This window comes from Bacillus crepusculi (assembly GCF_014764715.1).
Taxonomy (GTDB): domain Bacteria; phylum Bacillota; class Bacilli; order Bacillales; family Bacillaceae; genus Bacillus.
The window spans coordinates 16733-30425 of the sequence record NZ_JACXXE010000004.1 but is presented as its reverse complement, the minus strand read 5'-3'; the positions used below and the strand labels follow the sequence as shown (position 1 = coordinate 30425).

Here is a 13693-nt window from a genome sequence, read left to right as displayed (position 1 = left end):
AATGTCGATCACCTCCTTGTCAAAAGGAAGGATCGACATTTTTTATGAGATTAATAGCGTCTTTTTTTGGAATGGAAGATGAGGGTGATCGGTGCTAGGAGCATACCGCCTATCAATCCAAATAAGTGAGCCATGATATTGATGTTTGAGTTGACGAACGTCATGATCACAGAGACTGCAAGAATCGTTAAGATCACCTGAGAATTGCCGCGGTCCATCATGTGCGGTTTAAACAGGACAAGATATAGATAAACACCAAACAAACCAAAGAGGGCTCCAGAAGCGCCGACATGTACATACTCTAAAGGCTCTACCCAATAGGTTCCGAGATTGCCAATGAACCCTGCACCAAGATAAATGATGAGAAACCGTATCTTCCCAAGCATAAACTCAAGCGCTGGAGCAAATAAAAAGAGTGACATAGAATTAAATAAAATGTGCGTCAGACTCCCGTGAAGAAAAATAGGTGTGACGAGCCGCCACCATTCCCCTGCTGCTACACCATAATTGAAACCGACGAGATGGTCCTGTCCAAGCTGTATAATAGGGATAGGAATTGCAAATATAAGCCACAGACCTATTTGTAATGCAAGGATCGCTGTTACGATAGGATACGATCTAATAAATTGTTGAAAGCTCTCCGTTCGAATAAACATAACAAACCCCTTTTAACTAGATAATGGTAAGTTTATAGTAACACGTTTATGAAGCGAACATCCAAATTAGTACGAGTATCATAGGAGGTACCTCATGATCAAAGGAATTGGTATTGATATTGTAGAAATCGACCGGCTGTCAAAGGTGCTCAGTAGACAGCCCCGTTTACCAGAACGAATGTTGACTTTAAGTGAACAGACCGTCTTTTACGCACTAAGTGAAAATAGGCAGCTGGAATTTTTGGCAGGGCGCTTCGCGGCAAAGGAAGCTTTTGCTAAAGCATATGGCACGGGAATCGGTCAGCATTTAAGCTTTCAGGACATCGAGATACAAAAAGATGATAATGGAAAACCTTTCATCAAAAGCAACAAAGCGAAGGGAGACCAGGTGCATGTGTCCATTACCCACACGAAAGAATATGCTGCTGCACAAGTTTTAATCGAAAGGTTGTCAAGCTAGTCTGCATATTGTTTGTCCCCCCTTCATATATTGGGTAGTGCGATAAGGAAGGGCGAGTTGCTAACAGGCTTTGATGGTTCGCGGTACGCAGTTAACTCTTGAGGCGTACTGTTAAAGTCAAACAAGCGGTTTCTTCCTTTTAACACAATTAACGAAGGGGTTGAAAAGGGTGAGAAAAAGCTTTGTTTTGCTTGTAACGGGGATCCTTTTTGTACTGATTCTCTCCGCATGCGGTCAAAAATCTCAGCAGGATATCGTTGGGGATTTAAACAAAAAGGCAGAGGAAATGACATCATACAAAGCCAAAGCAAAAATGACCATTGAGACAGGAAATGATCCGCAGGAGTATCAAGTAGAAATTTGGTACAAGAAGCCGGAGCTTTACCGTGTTTATTTAGAAAATCCGAAAAAGGATCAGAGTCAAGTCATTTTAAGAAATGGCAATGGTGTGTTTGTGCTGACGCCTTCATTGAACAAGAGCTTCCGTTTTCACAGTGATTGGCCGAATAATAGCAGTCAGGTCTATTTATTTGAGTCACTTGTGAAAGACATTAAAAATGACAGTGCAGCTCAGTTCAAAGCGAAGGATTCAAAGTATGTGTTCGAAACCAAAACCAATTATCAGCACAACCAAATGCTGCCTACCCAAGAGATTACCTTTCATAAAAAAACAATGGCACCTGCCAGTGTGAAAGTGCTGGATAGCGACAAAAAGCCAATGGTGAAAGTAGAATTCTCTCACTTTGAATTCAATAAAACCTTTGACAAAGATGCATTTGATGAGAAGAAAAACATGACACTCTCCCAAATGGATGTCACCACAAGTGCAGACCCATCTGACAGCTTCGCAGTGAAAACGCCAGTTGATATGCCAGAGGGTGTGAAGAAGATGGAAGAGAAAGAAATGACAACAGATGCGGGGAAACGTTATGTGATCACGTATGGCGGGAAGAAATCTTTCACACTCATTCAGGAAAAAGCGAGAGTGGCAGAAGCATCGACACCTGTGACAATGAACGGTGAGCCGGTTGACCTTGGCATGACTGTCGGTGTCTTAACGGATCAATCTCTCTCGTGGACATCTGACGGAGTCGACTACTTAATTTCTTCAAGTGATTTATCGAAGGAAGAGCTCTTAATGGTTGCAAAAAGCGTAGAAGGCCAATCAGCCAAATAAATGAATATCTCAGGCGAGAGCCTTGAAAATGATACATCAGCCCTGCGTAAGGGCTGATTTTTTTGATTTGTTTCACATTATTCTTGATCTTTAGTATCATAATGAAGGTATTGAATCATTCAATAGGGAAGTGTGACTGATGGACACAAATGCCTTTTATAGAGACACATGGGCAGAAATTGATTTAACAGCAATCAAGCATAATGTTTCACATATGAAAGATCATATTGGTCAAAACGTTCAATTAATGGCTGTTGTGAAAGCCAATGCATATGGACATGGAGATATTGAAGTGGCAAGGGCAGCCCTCAAAGCTGGAGCAGACTTGTTAGCTGTAGCCTTTTTAGATGAGGCTATTTCTTTAAGAAATCAAGGCATCAAAGCACCGATTCTTGTACTCGGCGCAGTACCGCCAGAGTATGTCAAAGTCGCCGTTAGATACAACGTCATCATGACCGCGTACTCCATCGAGTGGCTGAAAGATGTAGTCAAAGCAGTGAAAGGATTGACGGGACAACCCATTCGTTTTCATTTGAAAATTGACAGCGGAATGAATCGTTTAGGTGTGAAAACATTAGAGCAAGTAAGCGAAGTGAAAGAGCTTGCCCGCGATCATTCTTATTTACAGCTGGAAGGGGTATTTACTCACTTTGCGACAGCTGATGAAAAGGATGAGGACTACTTTGATATGCAGGTCAGCACCTTTCAAACACTGCTTCAGCCACTCCGTGCGGACAAACTGCTCGTTCATTGCGCCAACAGTGCAGCAGGTCTAAGGTTTAAAGACGTTTTGTTTAATATGGTTCGTTTCGGTATCAGTATGTACGGGCTGTCACCGTCAGAGGAAATCAAAGATGAATTGCCTTTCAAGCTGGAAGAAGCCATGTCTCTTCATACAAAGCTTGCACATGTAAAGCTCATACAAAAGGGTGAGAGTGTCAGCTACGGAGCGACCTATACAGCCAATCAAGATACATGGATCGGCACGGTTCCAGTCGGCTATGCAGACGGGTGGATCAGGAAGCTGGCGGGAACGGAAGTGCTCGTTGGCGGAAAGCGCCGCAAGATTGCTGGAAGGGTATGTATGGATCAATTTATGGTCGAATTGAAAGAGCATATTTCAGCAGGCGAACCAGTCGTTTTGATTGGTTCACAAGGTGAAGAAAAGGTATCAGTTGATGAAATCGCTAAAAGGCTTGAAACCATTAACTATGAAGTCACTTGCTCGATTGGCCACCGGGTCCCAAGAGTATATAAAGAGGACGGCAAAAGGGTTCATGTGCGTAATCCGCTGCTTCAAGGTGGGCCAAGCTTTTTATAAGCACATTTTACGGGAACGATGTACAAACCGACATCGTTCTCTTTTATTCTACAATGAAGGAATAAACATTCTCCCTTTTTTAGAGATTTTGGAAATACCGTATGATTTTCGGAAAAAAGCGTATAATGGGAAAGAGGAACTCCATTATCATCTTGATTTACGGGTAGCCGAACGCATCATGATCTAAAAATAAATCATGAAACAGCTTTGCTTGTGCATTGAATAATGGTATGATTAGTCTTGGAATGGATCGATACGGTATCCGTAAGTTTTGTGGAGGTGTATGTTTTTTGTCTGAATCCAGCGCAACAAACGAAATGAAGATTCGACTGCCGGAGGCTTTAATGTCTGAGATCGAACGAGTAGCAGAGCAGGATAAGGTAACAAGAAATGAATTGATCTACCGAGCGACAAAAACGTATATTCGTGAACGTAATATTCGACAAAATCGTGAATCGATGAGACGCGGCTACATGGAGATGGCGAAAATTAATCTGAATATCTCTTCAGAGGCACAATACGCAGAATTTGAGGCTGAGAATACAGTTGAGCGATTAGTCAGCGGGGGTTAAACATTTGATTGTTAAACGCGGTGATGTTTACTTTGCTGATTTATCTCCTGTTGTTGGCTCCGAGCAGGGCGGAGTTCGCCCGGTATTGGTGATTCAAAATGACATTGGAAATCGCTTCAGCCCGACTGCTATCGTTGCAGCCATAACAGCCCAAATACAAAAAGCGAAATTACCGACTCACGTCGAAATTAATGCAAAGCGCTACGGCTTTGAACGAGATTCTGTCATTCTCTTGGAACAGATTCGTACAATCGATAAACAAAGATTGACAGATAAAATCACACATCTTGATGATGAGATGATGGAGAAGGTTGACGAAGCCTTACAAGTTAGTTTGGCTCTTATTGATTTTTAATATGGTGAGATTTGGTTGCTCTCTTGTGAGCAACTTTTTTTTGTGTTCAATTTTTATTAACGTTATAATGAAGAAAGACTAAAGAAGTGCTGTTTATGTACTAGGGGGTAAAACATGTCGAATCATATCGTGTTAGCATTCGCAAGAAAGCATCAAAAGGAATTAGAAAAAGAGTGGACGGACATTTTAAAACGACTCGGAGAAAAAGAAACGGACATGATGCTGAACGACAAAATGTATGAAACCATCTGTTCAGAATATGTTCAACTAATCATTACATCTCTTTCAGAGGGAGATCATGAGGATTTTGAAGAACAAGTGCAAAATTTTGCTTTAAAAATTGTTCAAATGGGTATATCACTTAAGTTACTGGCAAACGGCCTAACGGAAATCCGTACACATTTATATGAAAAAATGAATGATGACAAAGATACAACAGAGGAAAGCCATGACCTCATCTGGCAAATCGATCGATTCATCACACCGATTCATAACGAAATATTAAATCAGTATTCGATCTCATGGGAAAAAACCGTCAGCCTTCAAAAAATTGCGCTGCAGGAGCTTTCTGCCCCGCTGATTCCAGTATTTGAGCAAATCACCGTCATGCCGCTTGTCGGAACAATTGATACAGATCGTGCGAAAAAAATTATGGAGAATCTGCTCAATGGTGTCGTGAAGCATCGTTCACAGGTGGTCTTGATTGACATCACGGGTGTACCTGTCGTTGATACAATGGTTGCGCACCATATTATTCAAGCGTCAGAGGCTGTGAGATTAGTAGGCGCGAAGTGCTTGCTTGTCGGTATTCGCCCAGAAATTGCCCAAACCATTGTGAACCTTGGCATTGATTTATCTCAGGTTACAACAAAGAATACCCTTCAAAAAGGAATTCAAACTGCTTTGGAAATGACAAATCGAAAAATTGTTTCATTGGAGGGATAAACCCAGTGAGAAATCACCCGAAGATTCCAATCTTAAAGCTATATAATTGTCTTCTCATTTCGATCCAGTGGGAGCTTGATGACCAAACAGCTCTACACTTTCAAGAAGACTTGCTGAATAAAATTCATGAGACAGGAGCAAACGGTGTTGTCATTGACCTCACATCCGTCGATATGATTGATTCATTTATCGCAAAGGTATTAGGTGATGTTATCACCATGTCCAAGCTCATGGGAGCAAAGGTTGTATTAACAGGAATCCAACCGGCAGTCGCTGTGACGCTCATTGAACTTGGAATATCGCTTGAAGAAATTCAGACAGCACTAGATCTTGAACAAGGGCTTGAGACACTGAAGCGGGAATTGGGGGAATAGATATGAAAGACCAATCCTGTGTGAAAATATTGACGGAATGGGACATAGTCGCGGCAAGACAACTTGGACGAAATGTTGCTAAAGAATTAGGCTTTGGAACTGTTGACCAAGCAAGAATTACGACGGCCATTTCAGAATTAGCTCGAAACATCTATTTATACGCTGGTAAAGGTCAGATTTGTATAGAAGAAGTGATAGAGCGCGGAAAGCGTGGGCTCAAAGTCATCGCAGCCGATGAAGGGCCTGGCATCATGGATATACGTAAAGTGATGGAAGACGGATTTTCTACATCAGGCGGACTCGGAGCAGGTCTTCCGGGAGTGAGAAGACTGATGGATGATTTTGAATTAGATTCTACACCAGAAGAAGGAACGGAGATACAAGCTGTCAAGTGGCTTCGCTAGGAGGTAAACCATGGATTTTAAGGAGGTAATGGAGCAGCGGTATCATCAGCTGCTCAGCCGTTATATCAGTGATTTAACTGAAACATCGCTTTATCAAGCTCAAAAGTTTAGCCGAAAAACCATTGAGCATCAAATACCTCCTGAAGAAATAGTGAGTGTTCACCGAAAAGTGATTCAGGAGCTTTACCCTGATTTGCCGGAAGATGTCTTTCATTCACTAGACTTCTTAATTGAAGTCATGATTGGGTACGGACTTGCCTACCAGGAACATTTAACACTTAGAGGCATCCAGCAAGAAATTAAATCAGAGATTGAAATTGCTGCAAATGTTCAGCAAACCCTTCTGGAAACGAAGATTCCAGAGGGTGATACCTTTGATATTGGTGCCATTAGTGTGCCGGCAAAACAGATGAGTGGAGATTATTATCACTTTGTCACCGATCACGATACAATCAATATCGCGATCGCAGATGTCATTGGGAAAGGCATCCCAGCTGCGCTCTGTATGTCAATGATTAAGTATGCGATGGATTCCTTACCGGAGTCAGGAAGCGGCCCCACAAAGGTGCTGAAAACCCTTAATCGTGTTGTCGAGCAAAACGTAGACCCAAGTATGTTTATCACCATGTTCTATGGCAGCTATAATACAGAAACGCATGAATTTAAATATGCATCGGCTGGTCATGAGCCGGGCTTTTTCTATTGCAAAAAAGACAATCAATTTTACGATTTAGACGCCAAAGGACTTGTCCTTGGAATCGCACCAGACTTTGACTACAGGCAGTACGAGAAGTACTTGGACGTAGGAGATATGGTGATCTTATTCTCTGATGGCGTAACAGAATCCAAATCAGAGGACGGTTTCTTAGAGCGTGAGGATATCAAAGCACTTATAAGAGAGCACCTATCTTACTCAGCTCAGGACATGGTCGATGCCATCTATGCCAGCTTACTCAAGCTGCAAGATTTTCAGCTGCACGATGACTTTACACTACTTGTGCTTAAGAGAAAGGTTTAGAAAGTGAATACGCGGGTATATAAAATTCAAGGAAATAAGAATTTCGAGGTGAATGCATAATGAATATGTCTGTAAAAGAGCATCAAATAGATCAAAAAACGAAAGTGAGTGTCAGCGGAGAAATCGATGTGTACTCCGCTCCTCAGCTAAGAGAAAAGCTCATGCCTAAAGCAGAGCAAGGAGAGCATCTAGAAATCTGTCTAAAGGATGTTTCTTATATGGATAGCACAGGTTTAGGTGTATTTGTTGGGCTGTTTAAAGCGGCTCAAAAAGCAGGTGGAACATTAAAACTTGAGAACTTGTCAGATCGGCTTGTAAGGTTGTTTGAAATCACTGGATTAAAGGACATCATTGACATTTCTGCAAAGTCAGAGGGTGGGGTACAATGAACGAATCAGTAGATCAAATCGAGATGAAAATACCGGCGAAACCAGAATACGTAGGCATCATTCGTCTGACGCTTTCAGGCGTTGCAAGCAGAATGGGCTATGTTTACGAAGAGATTGAGGACTTGAAAATTGCGGTCAGTGAGGCCTGTACAAATGCAGTTCAGCATGCCTACAAAGGTGAAGATGGTGGAGATGGAGAGGTAGCTGTTCGCTTTCTTGTCTATGAGGATCGCCTAGAAATCATTGTCGCTGACAAAGGCGGTAGCTTTGACTTTAAGCAAAAGCAGGAAGGACTAGGGCCTTATACATCTGCTCATACGGTGGATCAATTGGCAGAAGGAGGTCTTGGTTTATATTTGATGCAAACATTGATGGATGAAGTCGAGGTGCAAGCAAACTCCGGAGTTACCGTGGCGATGACAAAGTTTTTAAACAGGGAGCGAGTTGACCATGACACGACCATCCAAAACTATGAAACTAACTAAAGATGAAGTGGATCGCCTCATCCAAAGCTATCAAACCAATCAAGACGAGCAGGCGCAGCTCACACTTGTTGAATGCTATACAAACCTGGTCGATATGCTGGCGAAAAAATATTCCAAAGGGAAAAGCTTTCATGAGGATTTAAGACAAGTTGGAATGATTGGTTTACTCGGTGCAATAAAGCGTTATGACCCGCTTGTCGGTAAATCATTTGAAGCCTTTGCAATTCCAACGATTATCGGGGAAATCAAACGCTTTTTACGTGATAAAACATGGAGTGTCCATGTACCAAGGCGGATTAAGGAGCTTGGTCCAAGAATCAAGATGGCAGTTGATCATCTGACAACGGAGACGCAAAAGTCACCTAAAGTCCAAGAGATTGCAGAATATCTAGATGTGACAGAAGAAGAAGTACTTGAAACAATGGAGATGGGCAAAAGCTATCAAGCGTTGTCTGTCGACCAAGGTGTAGAGGCTGATTCTGAAGGAAGCACCGTCACCATTTTAGACGTCGTCGGCTCACAAGAAGAAGGCTACGAACGAGTGAACCAAAAAATGATGCTTGAGAGTGTGCTTCATGTTCTGACGGATAGAGAAAAAGAGATTATCAATCTTACTTATTTGCAAAATAAGAGTCAGAAAGAAACAGGCGATTTACTCGGCATATCCCAAATGCATGTATCGAGACTGCAGCGGAAGGCAGTGAAAAAGTTGCGAGATGCATTATCAGAAGATGCGTCTATGGAGCTAGGGTAATGAAGCAGATCGAACAGCACGAACATGTGAACGCCATTATCTATCAATCGAATAAAGAAGGGAAATCATGCTGCGGGGACAGTTTTTTTATTAAAGCAGATGATGAAGAACTAATTTGTGCTGTAGCAGACGGATTAGGCAGCGGCCAGTTCGCCAATGAATCATCTTCTTTAGTTAGTGAAATTGTCGAAGAATATGGACATGAGGATGTGACGACCCTCATAGACAGATGCAATCAGGCCATGAAAAATAAACGTGGGGCCACGGTTGGCCTATTAAAGGTGAATTTTTCCCAGCAGCAATTTACCTATTGTTCGGTTGGCAATATCCGATTTATCTTGAATGCACCTTCTGGCGACTATATTTATCCACTTCCGATATCAGGATACTTATCAGGGAAACCTAGAAAATATAAAACATACACCTATTCCTACGAAAAAGGATCGACATTCATTATGTATTCAGACGGACTGAATGTGCCAAACATGCGAATGTGTTTAAAGCATAGCCATTCAGTTGCAGATATCGCAAAACAACTTGAAACATACACACAAGACAAGAAGGACGATCTCACCTATGTACTTGGTCAGCTTACGTGAAATAGCTGACCTTTTTTCTGTTTTGCCGGTTTTTTTGATACACTAAAAGAGAAGACACAGTGAGAGGATGCAAAGTATGAAGACATCTGACGTTTTATTGAAACAAATTGCAACAGAATTAAAGCTTTCAACGAAACAAATTGAAAGTGTGATCCAGCTATTAGAGGATGGCAACACCGTCCCGTTTATTGCTCGTTACCGGAAAGAGCAGACTGGCTCACTGGACGAGGTGCAAATTCAAACCATATCAGAGCGCTATACATATATTCAAAATGTCATGCATCGAAAAGAAGAAGTCATTCGCTTAATTGCTGAACAAGACAAACTGACGGATGAATTAAAACAGAAAATTGAACAAGCGCATAAACTGCAAGAGGTCGAAGATTTATACCGGCCATTCAAACAAAAACGAAAAACAAAGGCGAATGTAGCCAAAGCAAAAGGGCTGGAGCCGCTGGCGGAATATTTACTCACGCTACCAAGCGATGAGATCGAAAAGAAGGCTTCTGCTTTTATTAACGAAGAAAAAGAAGTGACCAGTGTAGAAGAAGCACTTGAGGGTGCTCAGCATATTATTGCTGAACAGGTGGCAGATGATCCTGATATGCGGAAATGGATTCGTAGTGAAACGTACCAAAAGGGCAGTCTTGTCACATCAGGAAAAGACACCGAAAGCGATGAGAAAAACGTTTATGAAATGTATTACGATTATCAAGAGCCGATCAAAAAGATTGTGCCCCACCGTGTACTTGCGGTCAACAGAGGAGAGAAAGAAGGCATCTTGAAAGCAGCGATCGAACCACCTGCTGAAAATATCCGTTTCTATCTCGACAAACAAGTCATAAAGGGCAAGCAAACGACGGCGAGACCGTATATTGAAGCGGCAATTGACGATGCTTACAAACGCCTCATTCAGCCTTCGATTGAACGTGAAATACGAAAAGAGCTGACAGAAAAAGCAGAGGAACAAGCGATTCACATTTTTGCTGAAAACTTAAGAAAACTACTGCTTCAGCCGCCGATGAAAGGGAAGCGTGTACTTGGAGTGGACCCCGCATTTCGTACAGGCTGTAAACTAGCAGTCGTTGATGATACGGGCAAAGTCCATCATATTGGCGTTATTTACCCGCATCCACCCGTACAGAAAAAAGCGGAAGCCAAACAAAAAGTAAAAGAGATCATTCAATCATCAAACATTGAAGTCATTGCGATTGGAAACGGAACAGCCTCAAGGGAGACAGAGCAATTTATCGCAGACCTGATTCAAGAGCTGGATCAGCCGGTTTCCTATTTAATCGTGAATGAAGCAGGGGCAAGTGTTTACTCTGCGTCTGCTTTAGCGAGAGAAGAGTTTCCAGACCTGCAAGTGGAAGAAAGAAGCGCCATTTCAATCGCAAGAAGATTACAGGACCCTTTAGCAGAACTCGTCAAAATTGATCCGAAATCTGTCGGTGTGGGCCAATATCAGCACGATGTGAGTCAAAAGCAATTAAACAGCTCGTTAACCTTCGTGGTGGAGACGGTCGTCAACCAAGTCGGTGTGAACGTCAATACAGCCTCACAGGCACTTCTGCAATATGTATCAGGCCTTTCAAAAGCCGTCGCAGGAAATATCGTCAAGCGACGCGAAGAGATTGGGAGATTTACAAGCAGAAAAGAGCTAAAGGATATTCCAAGACTTGGGGCAAAGACTTATGAGCAGTGTATCGGTTTCCTGCGCATCGCAGACGGACAAGATCCGCTTGACCGTACAGGTATTCACCCTGAAAGCTATAAAGAAACAAAACAATTCTTACGTATGATCAAGATGACGCCAGAAGACCTTGGAACAGAGCAATTAAAAGAGAAAATCGCTGAAGTGAAGCTGGAAGAAGCAGCGGAGCAGCTTGAAATTGGTCCAATTACACTTCAGGATATCATCGATCAGCTGACAAGACCTGAGCGTGATCCGCGGGATGAAGTACCAACCCCGCTACTAAAAACAGATGTATTGAAATTGGAGGACTTGAAGCAAGGAATGGAGCTTCAAGGAACGGTGAGAAATGTCGTGGACTTCGGCGCATTCGTCGATATTGGTGTGAAGCAGGATGGACTTGTCCATATTTCAAAGCTAAGCAACCGCTTTGTCAAGCATCCGCTTGACGTTGTGTCAGTCGGTGACATTGTAACCGTGTGGGTAGACTCTGTTGATCAGGCAAAAGGCCGCGTTGCCCTCTCCATGCTGAAACCAGAGTAAACAAAAAACGAGGCGCACCTTAGGATGGGGTGTGCCTTGATGTGACTGAATGTTTTTTTCTATAGAAGTACCAGCATTGATTCAGCAATTTGATTTGGTAATGATTTTTTTCATAAAATGCCTTCTGCATCTGATTTTTCAGCCAGTTGGGCATCGCCCTTCCTCCTTTGATCGAAACAGTGGATGTACCTTCAATGTATGCAAAGGGGAAATTGTCCCGTTCAAGGTTTTTATAGAAAGGAACGATTTTGATTGAACGAGAGAGAGTTGCAGCAGTTAACTGAGCACATTTCCGAGCAGTTCTTTGGGAAGGCATTCCGCCACAAGGCTGTTTTTAATGACCGCTTAAAAACAACTGGCGGGAGATATTTACTTGGCACACATAATATTGAATTGAACCGCCGATATTTAGAGGAGCATGGAAGAGATGAACTGATCGGAATCATCAAGCATGAGCTGTGTCATTATCACCTGCATCTTGAGGGGAAAGGGTATCAGCATCGTGACCGTGAGTTTAAGGAGTTATTGAACCAGGTAGGAGCTCCGCGCTTTTGTACACCGCTAAAAACCGTACAAAATAAACGACGTGTACAGAAACGGCAAGAATATGTCTGCACAGGATGCGGTCAATTTTTTATCAGGAAAAGGCGATTTGATACCTCTCGTTATGTGTGCGGCGTCTGCAAAGGGAAATTAAAATGGCAGCGTACAATTGGTTCAGAGTGATAAGCATTCCTTTATGGGATGCTTTTTTTGTGTCCAATGGAACTGATCATCGGGATAAGTAGGAGGTGAAGTAGACACTTTGAGACAAATAGAGACGCAAGTCTCATTTTGTCTCTTTTTTGATCAGTGTGAATTGCTCAAGAACCTAAGTTTTCAAGCGCCATGATGTTGGCACGTTTTTTGCTTGTATATAAGTGCAAGCAAAAAAGATAGGGGGTTTTACCATATGGAAATGGCACTCACAAAAGAAAAAGCGGTATGGATGTATCAAAAAATGCAGGAAATCCGCCAATTTGAAGATCAAGTACACACGCTTTTTACAAAAGGGATTTTGCCAGGCTTTGTCCACCTTTATGCTGGCGAAGAAGCTGTCGCTGTAGGAGTCTGTGCCCACCTGAATGAAAAAGATACCATTACAAGTACACATCGTGGCCACGGGCATTGTATAGCTAAAGGCTGTGATTTAAAAGGAATGATGGCAGAAATTTACGGAAAAGCCACAGGTCTGTGTAAAGGAAAGGGAGGGTCAATGCACATCGCAGATTTTGATAAAGGAATGCTTGGTGCCAACGGAATTGTTGGAGGCGGATTTCCGCTGGCGTGCGGGGCAGCCCTAACAGCCAAATATAAGAAGACAAAAAATGTAAGCGTTTGCTTTTTTGGGGATGGTGCAAACAATCAAGGAACATTTCACGAAGGAATTAATCTTGCAGCCATTTGGAAATTGCCTGTCATTTTCATCGCAGAAAACAATGGCTACGGGGAAGCGACACCGTTTTCCTATGCTTCTAGCTGTAAATCAATCGTGGATCGAGCCGCGTGTTATAACATTCCTGGGATTCAAGTAGACGGAAAAGATGTGATGGCTGTTTATCAAGCCGCAGAACAGGCAATTGAACGAGCAAAAAATGGAGAAGGTCCGACATTGATTGAATGCATGACATATCGAAATTATGGTCATTTTGAAGGAGATGCTCAGCGCTACAAAATAGATCAGGAAAGAACAGAACACCAAGAAGAGAAAGATGCCATCAATCTTTTTAAAAATGAATTATTAAATAAGCAGCTGCTTACGAATGCGGAGATTTCAAGTGTTGAAGCGGCTGTAGCGGAAGCGATAGATGAAGCCGTTAGATTCAGTGAAGAAAGTAAATATCCAGATCATACTGAATTATTGACCGATGTGTATGTTTCGTATCAATAAATCAGAAAGGGGAAAGGA

At 42.4% G+C, this 13693-nt stretch carries 18 protein-coding genes; 16 read left to right on the top strand and 2 right to left on the bottom strand.

Annotation, left to right across the window (positions count from 1 at the left end; genetic code table 11):
- Positions 1 to 50: 50 nt before the first annotated feature.
- Complete coding sequence (locus IEE86_RS09280) at positions 51 to 656, bottom strand: rhomboid family intramembrane serine protease (RefSeq protein WP_191096958.1); 606 nt, start codon at positions 654 to 656, stop codon at positions 51 to 53.
- Between the two features lie 94 nt (positions 657 to 750).
- On the opposite strand from IEE86_RS09280, the gene acpS reads away from it, so the two are divergent.
- From acpS to IEE86_RS09210, 14 genes are all read left to right on the top strand, one after another.
- A complete protein-coding gene (gene acpS, locus IEE86_RS09275) occupies positions 751 to 1116 on the top strand; it encodes a holo-ACP synthase (RefSeq protein ID WP_191096957.1) in 366 nt (121 codons plus the stop codon).
- A 160-nt stretch (positions 1117 to 1276) separates the two neighbouring features.
- Complete coding sequence (locus IEE86_RS09270) at positions 1277 to 2293, top strand: outer membrane lipoprotein-sorting protein (RefSeq protein WP_191096956.1); 1017 nt, start codon at positions 1277 to 1279, stop codon at positions 2291 to 2293.
- 139 nt (positions 2294 to 2432) lie between these two features.
- The gene (gene alr / locus IEE86_RS09265) at positions 2433 to 3614 is read left to right on the top strand and encodes an alanine racemase (RefSeq protein WP_191096955.1); all 1182 of its coding nucleotides are present in this window, start codon (positions 2433 to 2435) and stop codon (positions 3612 to 3614) included.
- A gap of 290 nt (positions 3615 to 3904) precedes the next feature.
- On the top strand, positions 3905 to 4186 hold the full coding sequence (locus IEE86_RS09260) for a hypothetical protein (RefSeq protein ID WP_003214273.1): 282 nt from the start codon (positions 3905 to 3907) through the stop codon (positions 4184 to 4186).
- A 4-nt stretch (positions 4187 to 4190) separates the two neighbouring features.
- Entirely contained in the window at positions 4191 to 4541 is a 351-nt protein-coding gene (gene ndoA / locus IEE86_RS09255) for a type II toxin-antitoxin system endoribonuclease NdoA (protein ID WP_003214169.1), read from the top strand.
- A gap of 114 nt (positions 4542 to 4655) precedes the next feature.
- Positions 4656 to 5486, top strand: coding sequence for an RsbT co-antagonist protein RsbRA (locus IEE86_RS09250; RefSeq protein ID WP_191096954.1), 831 nt, complete (start codon positions 4656 to 4658; stop codon positions 5484 to 5486).
- 5 nt (positions 5487 to 5491) lie between these two features.
- Entirely contained in the window at positions 5492 to 5860 is a 369-nt protein-coding gene (gene rsbS / locus IEE86_RS09245) for an RsbT antagonist protein RsbS (RefSeq protein ID WP_003214235.1), read from the top strand.
- A 2-nt stretch (positions 5861 to 5862) separates the two neighbouring features.
- Positions 5863 to 6264 (top strand): anti-sigma regulatory factor, encoded by a 402-nt coding sequence (locus IEE86_RS09240; RefSeq protein WP_191096953.1) that lies wholly within the window; start codon positions 5863 to 5865, stop codon positions 6262 to 6264.
- 10 nt (positions 6265 to 6274) lie between these two features.
- Positions 6275 to 7282: a PP2C family protein-serine/threonine phosphatase gene (locus IEE86_RS09235; protein ID WP_191096952.1), complete on the top strand. Its 1008-nt coding sequence runs from the start codon at positions 6275 to 6277 to the stop codon at positions 7280 to 7282.
- 59 nt (positions 7283 to 7341) lie between these two features.
- Positions 7342 to 7671 (top strand): anti-sigma factor antagonist, encoded by a 330-nt coding sequence (locus tag IEE86_RS09230; protein WP_191096951.1) that lies wholly within the window; start codon positions 7342 to 7344, stop codon positions 7669 to 7671.
- The gene (gene rsbW, locus IEE86_RS09225) at positions 7668 to 8156 is read left to right on the top strand and encodes an anti-sigma B factor RsbW (protein WP_191096950.1); all 489 of its coding nucleotides are present in this window, start codon (positions 7668 to 7670) and stop codon (positions 8154 to 8156) included. The genes IEE86_RS09230 and rsbW overlap by 4 nt, the downstream gene beginning before the upstream one ends.
- A complete protein-coding gene (sigB, locus tag IEE86_RS09220) occupies positions 8122 to 8910 on the top strand; it encodes an RNA polymerase sigma factor SigB (RefSeq protein ID WP_191096949.1) in 789 nt (262 codons plus the stop codon). The genes rsbW and sigB overlap by 35 nt, the downstream gene beginning before the upstream one ends.
- Positions 8910 to 9509 carry a PP2C family serine/threonine-protein phosphatase gene (locus IEE86_RS09215; RefSeq protein WP_191096948.1) on the top strand — a complete coding sequence of 200 codons (600 nt, stop codon included), beginning with the start codon at positions 8910 to 8912 and terminating at the stop codon, positions 9507 to 9509. The genes sigB and IEE86_RS09215 overlap by 1 nt, the downstream gene beginning before the upstream one ends.
- Positions 9510 to 9585: 76 nt before the next feature.
- Positions 9586 to 11745: a Tex family protein gene (locus IEE86_RS09210; RefSeq protein ID WP_191096947.1), complete on the top strand. Its 2160-nt coding sequence runs from the start codon at positions 9586 to 9588 to the stop codon at positions 11743 to 11745.
- Positions 11746 to 11764: 19 nt separating this feature from the next.
- Here the strand turns inward: IEE86_RS09210 and cmpA are convergent, their stop codons facing one another.
- Positions 11765 to 11899 carry a cortex morphogenetic protein CmpA gene (cmpA, locus tag IEE86_RS09205; RefSeq protein ID WP_008346893.1) on the bottom strand — a complete coding sequence of 45 codons (135 nt, stop codon included), beginning with the start codon at positions 11897 to 11899 and terminating at the stop codon, positions 11765 to 11767.
- Positions 11900 to 11997: 98 nt separating this feature from the next.
- Here cmpA and IEE86_RS09200 point away from each other — a divergent pair, with 98 nt between their 5' ends.
- Positions 11998 to 12471: a SprT family protein gene (locus tag IEE86_RS09200; protein ID WP_191096946.1), complete on the top strand. Its 474-nt coding sequence runs from the start codon at positions 11998 to 12000 to the stop codon at positions 12469 to 12471.
- 226 nt (positions 12472 to 12697) lie between these two features.
- Positions 12698 to 13675, top strand: a complete 978-nt coding sequence (locus tag IEE86_RS09195; RefSeq protein ID WP_191096945.1) for a thiamine pyrophosphate-dependent dehydrogenase E1 component subunit alpha — start codon at positions 12698 to 12700, stop codon at positions 13673 to 13675.
- Positions 13676 to 13693 lie beyond the last annotated feature (18 nt).

Bases quoted from the DNA above. Each gene is read 5' to 3' on its own strand.
- IEE86_RS09240 (WP_191096953.1), top strand. From the start codon at position 5,863: ATGAAAGACCAATCCTGTGTGAAAATATTGACGGAATGGGACATAGTC.
- IEE86_RS09230 (WP_191096951.1), top strand. From the start codon at position 7,342: ATGAATATGTCTGTAAAAGAGCATCAAATAGATCAAAAAACGAAAGTG.
- IEE86_RS09280 (WP_191096958.1), bottom strand. From the start codon at position 656: ATGTTTATTCGAACGGAGAGCTTTCAACAATTTATTAGATCGTATCCT.
- rsbW (WP_191096950.1), top strand. From the start codon at position 7,668: ATGAACGAATCAGTAGATCAAATCGAGATGAAAATACCGGCGAAACCA.
- cmpA (WP_008346893.1), bottom strand. From the start codon at position 11,899: ATGCCCAACTGGCTGAAAAATCAGATGCAGAAGGCATTTTATGAAAAA.
- IEE86_RS09235 (WP_191096952.1), top strand. From the start codon at position 6,275: ATGGATTTTAAGGAGGTAATGGAGCAGCGGTATCATCAGCTGCTCAGC.
- acpS (WP_191096957.1), top strand. From the start codon at position 751: ATGATCAAAGGAATTGGTATTGATATTGTAGAAATCGACCGGCTGTCA.
- sigB (WP_191096949.1), top strand. From the start codon at position 8,122: ATGACACGACCATCCAAAACTATGAAACTAACTAAAGATGAAGTGGAT.
- IEE86_RS09250 (WP_191096954.1), top strand. From the start codon at position 4,656: ATGTCGAATCATATCGTGTTAGCATTCGCAAGAAAGCATCAAAAGGAA.
- IEE86_RS09215 (WP_191096948.1), top strand. From the start codon at position 8,910: ATGAAGCAGATCGAACAGCACGAACATGTGAACGCCATTATCTATCAA.
- alr (WP_191096955.1), top strand. From the start codon at position 2,433: ATGGACACAAATGCCTTTTATAGAGACACATGGGCAGAAATTGATTTA.
- IEE86_RS09195 (WP_191096945.1), top strand. From the start codon at position 12,698: ATGGAAATGGCACTCACAAAAGAAAAAGCGGTATGGATGTATCAAAAA.
- IEE86_RS09210 (WP_191096947.1), top strand. From the start codon at position 9,586: ATGAAGACATCTGACGTTTTATTGAAACAAATTGCAACAGAATTAAAG.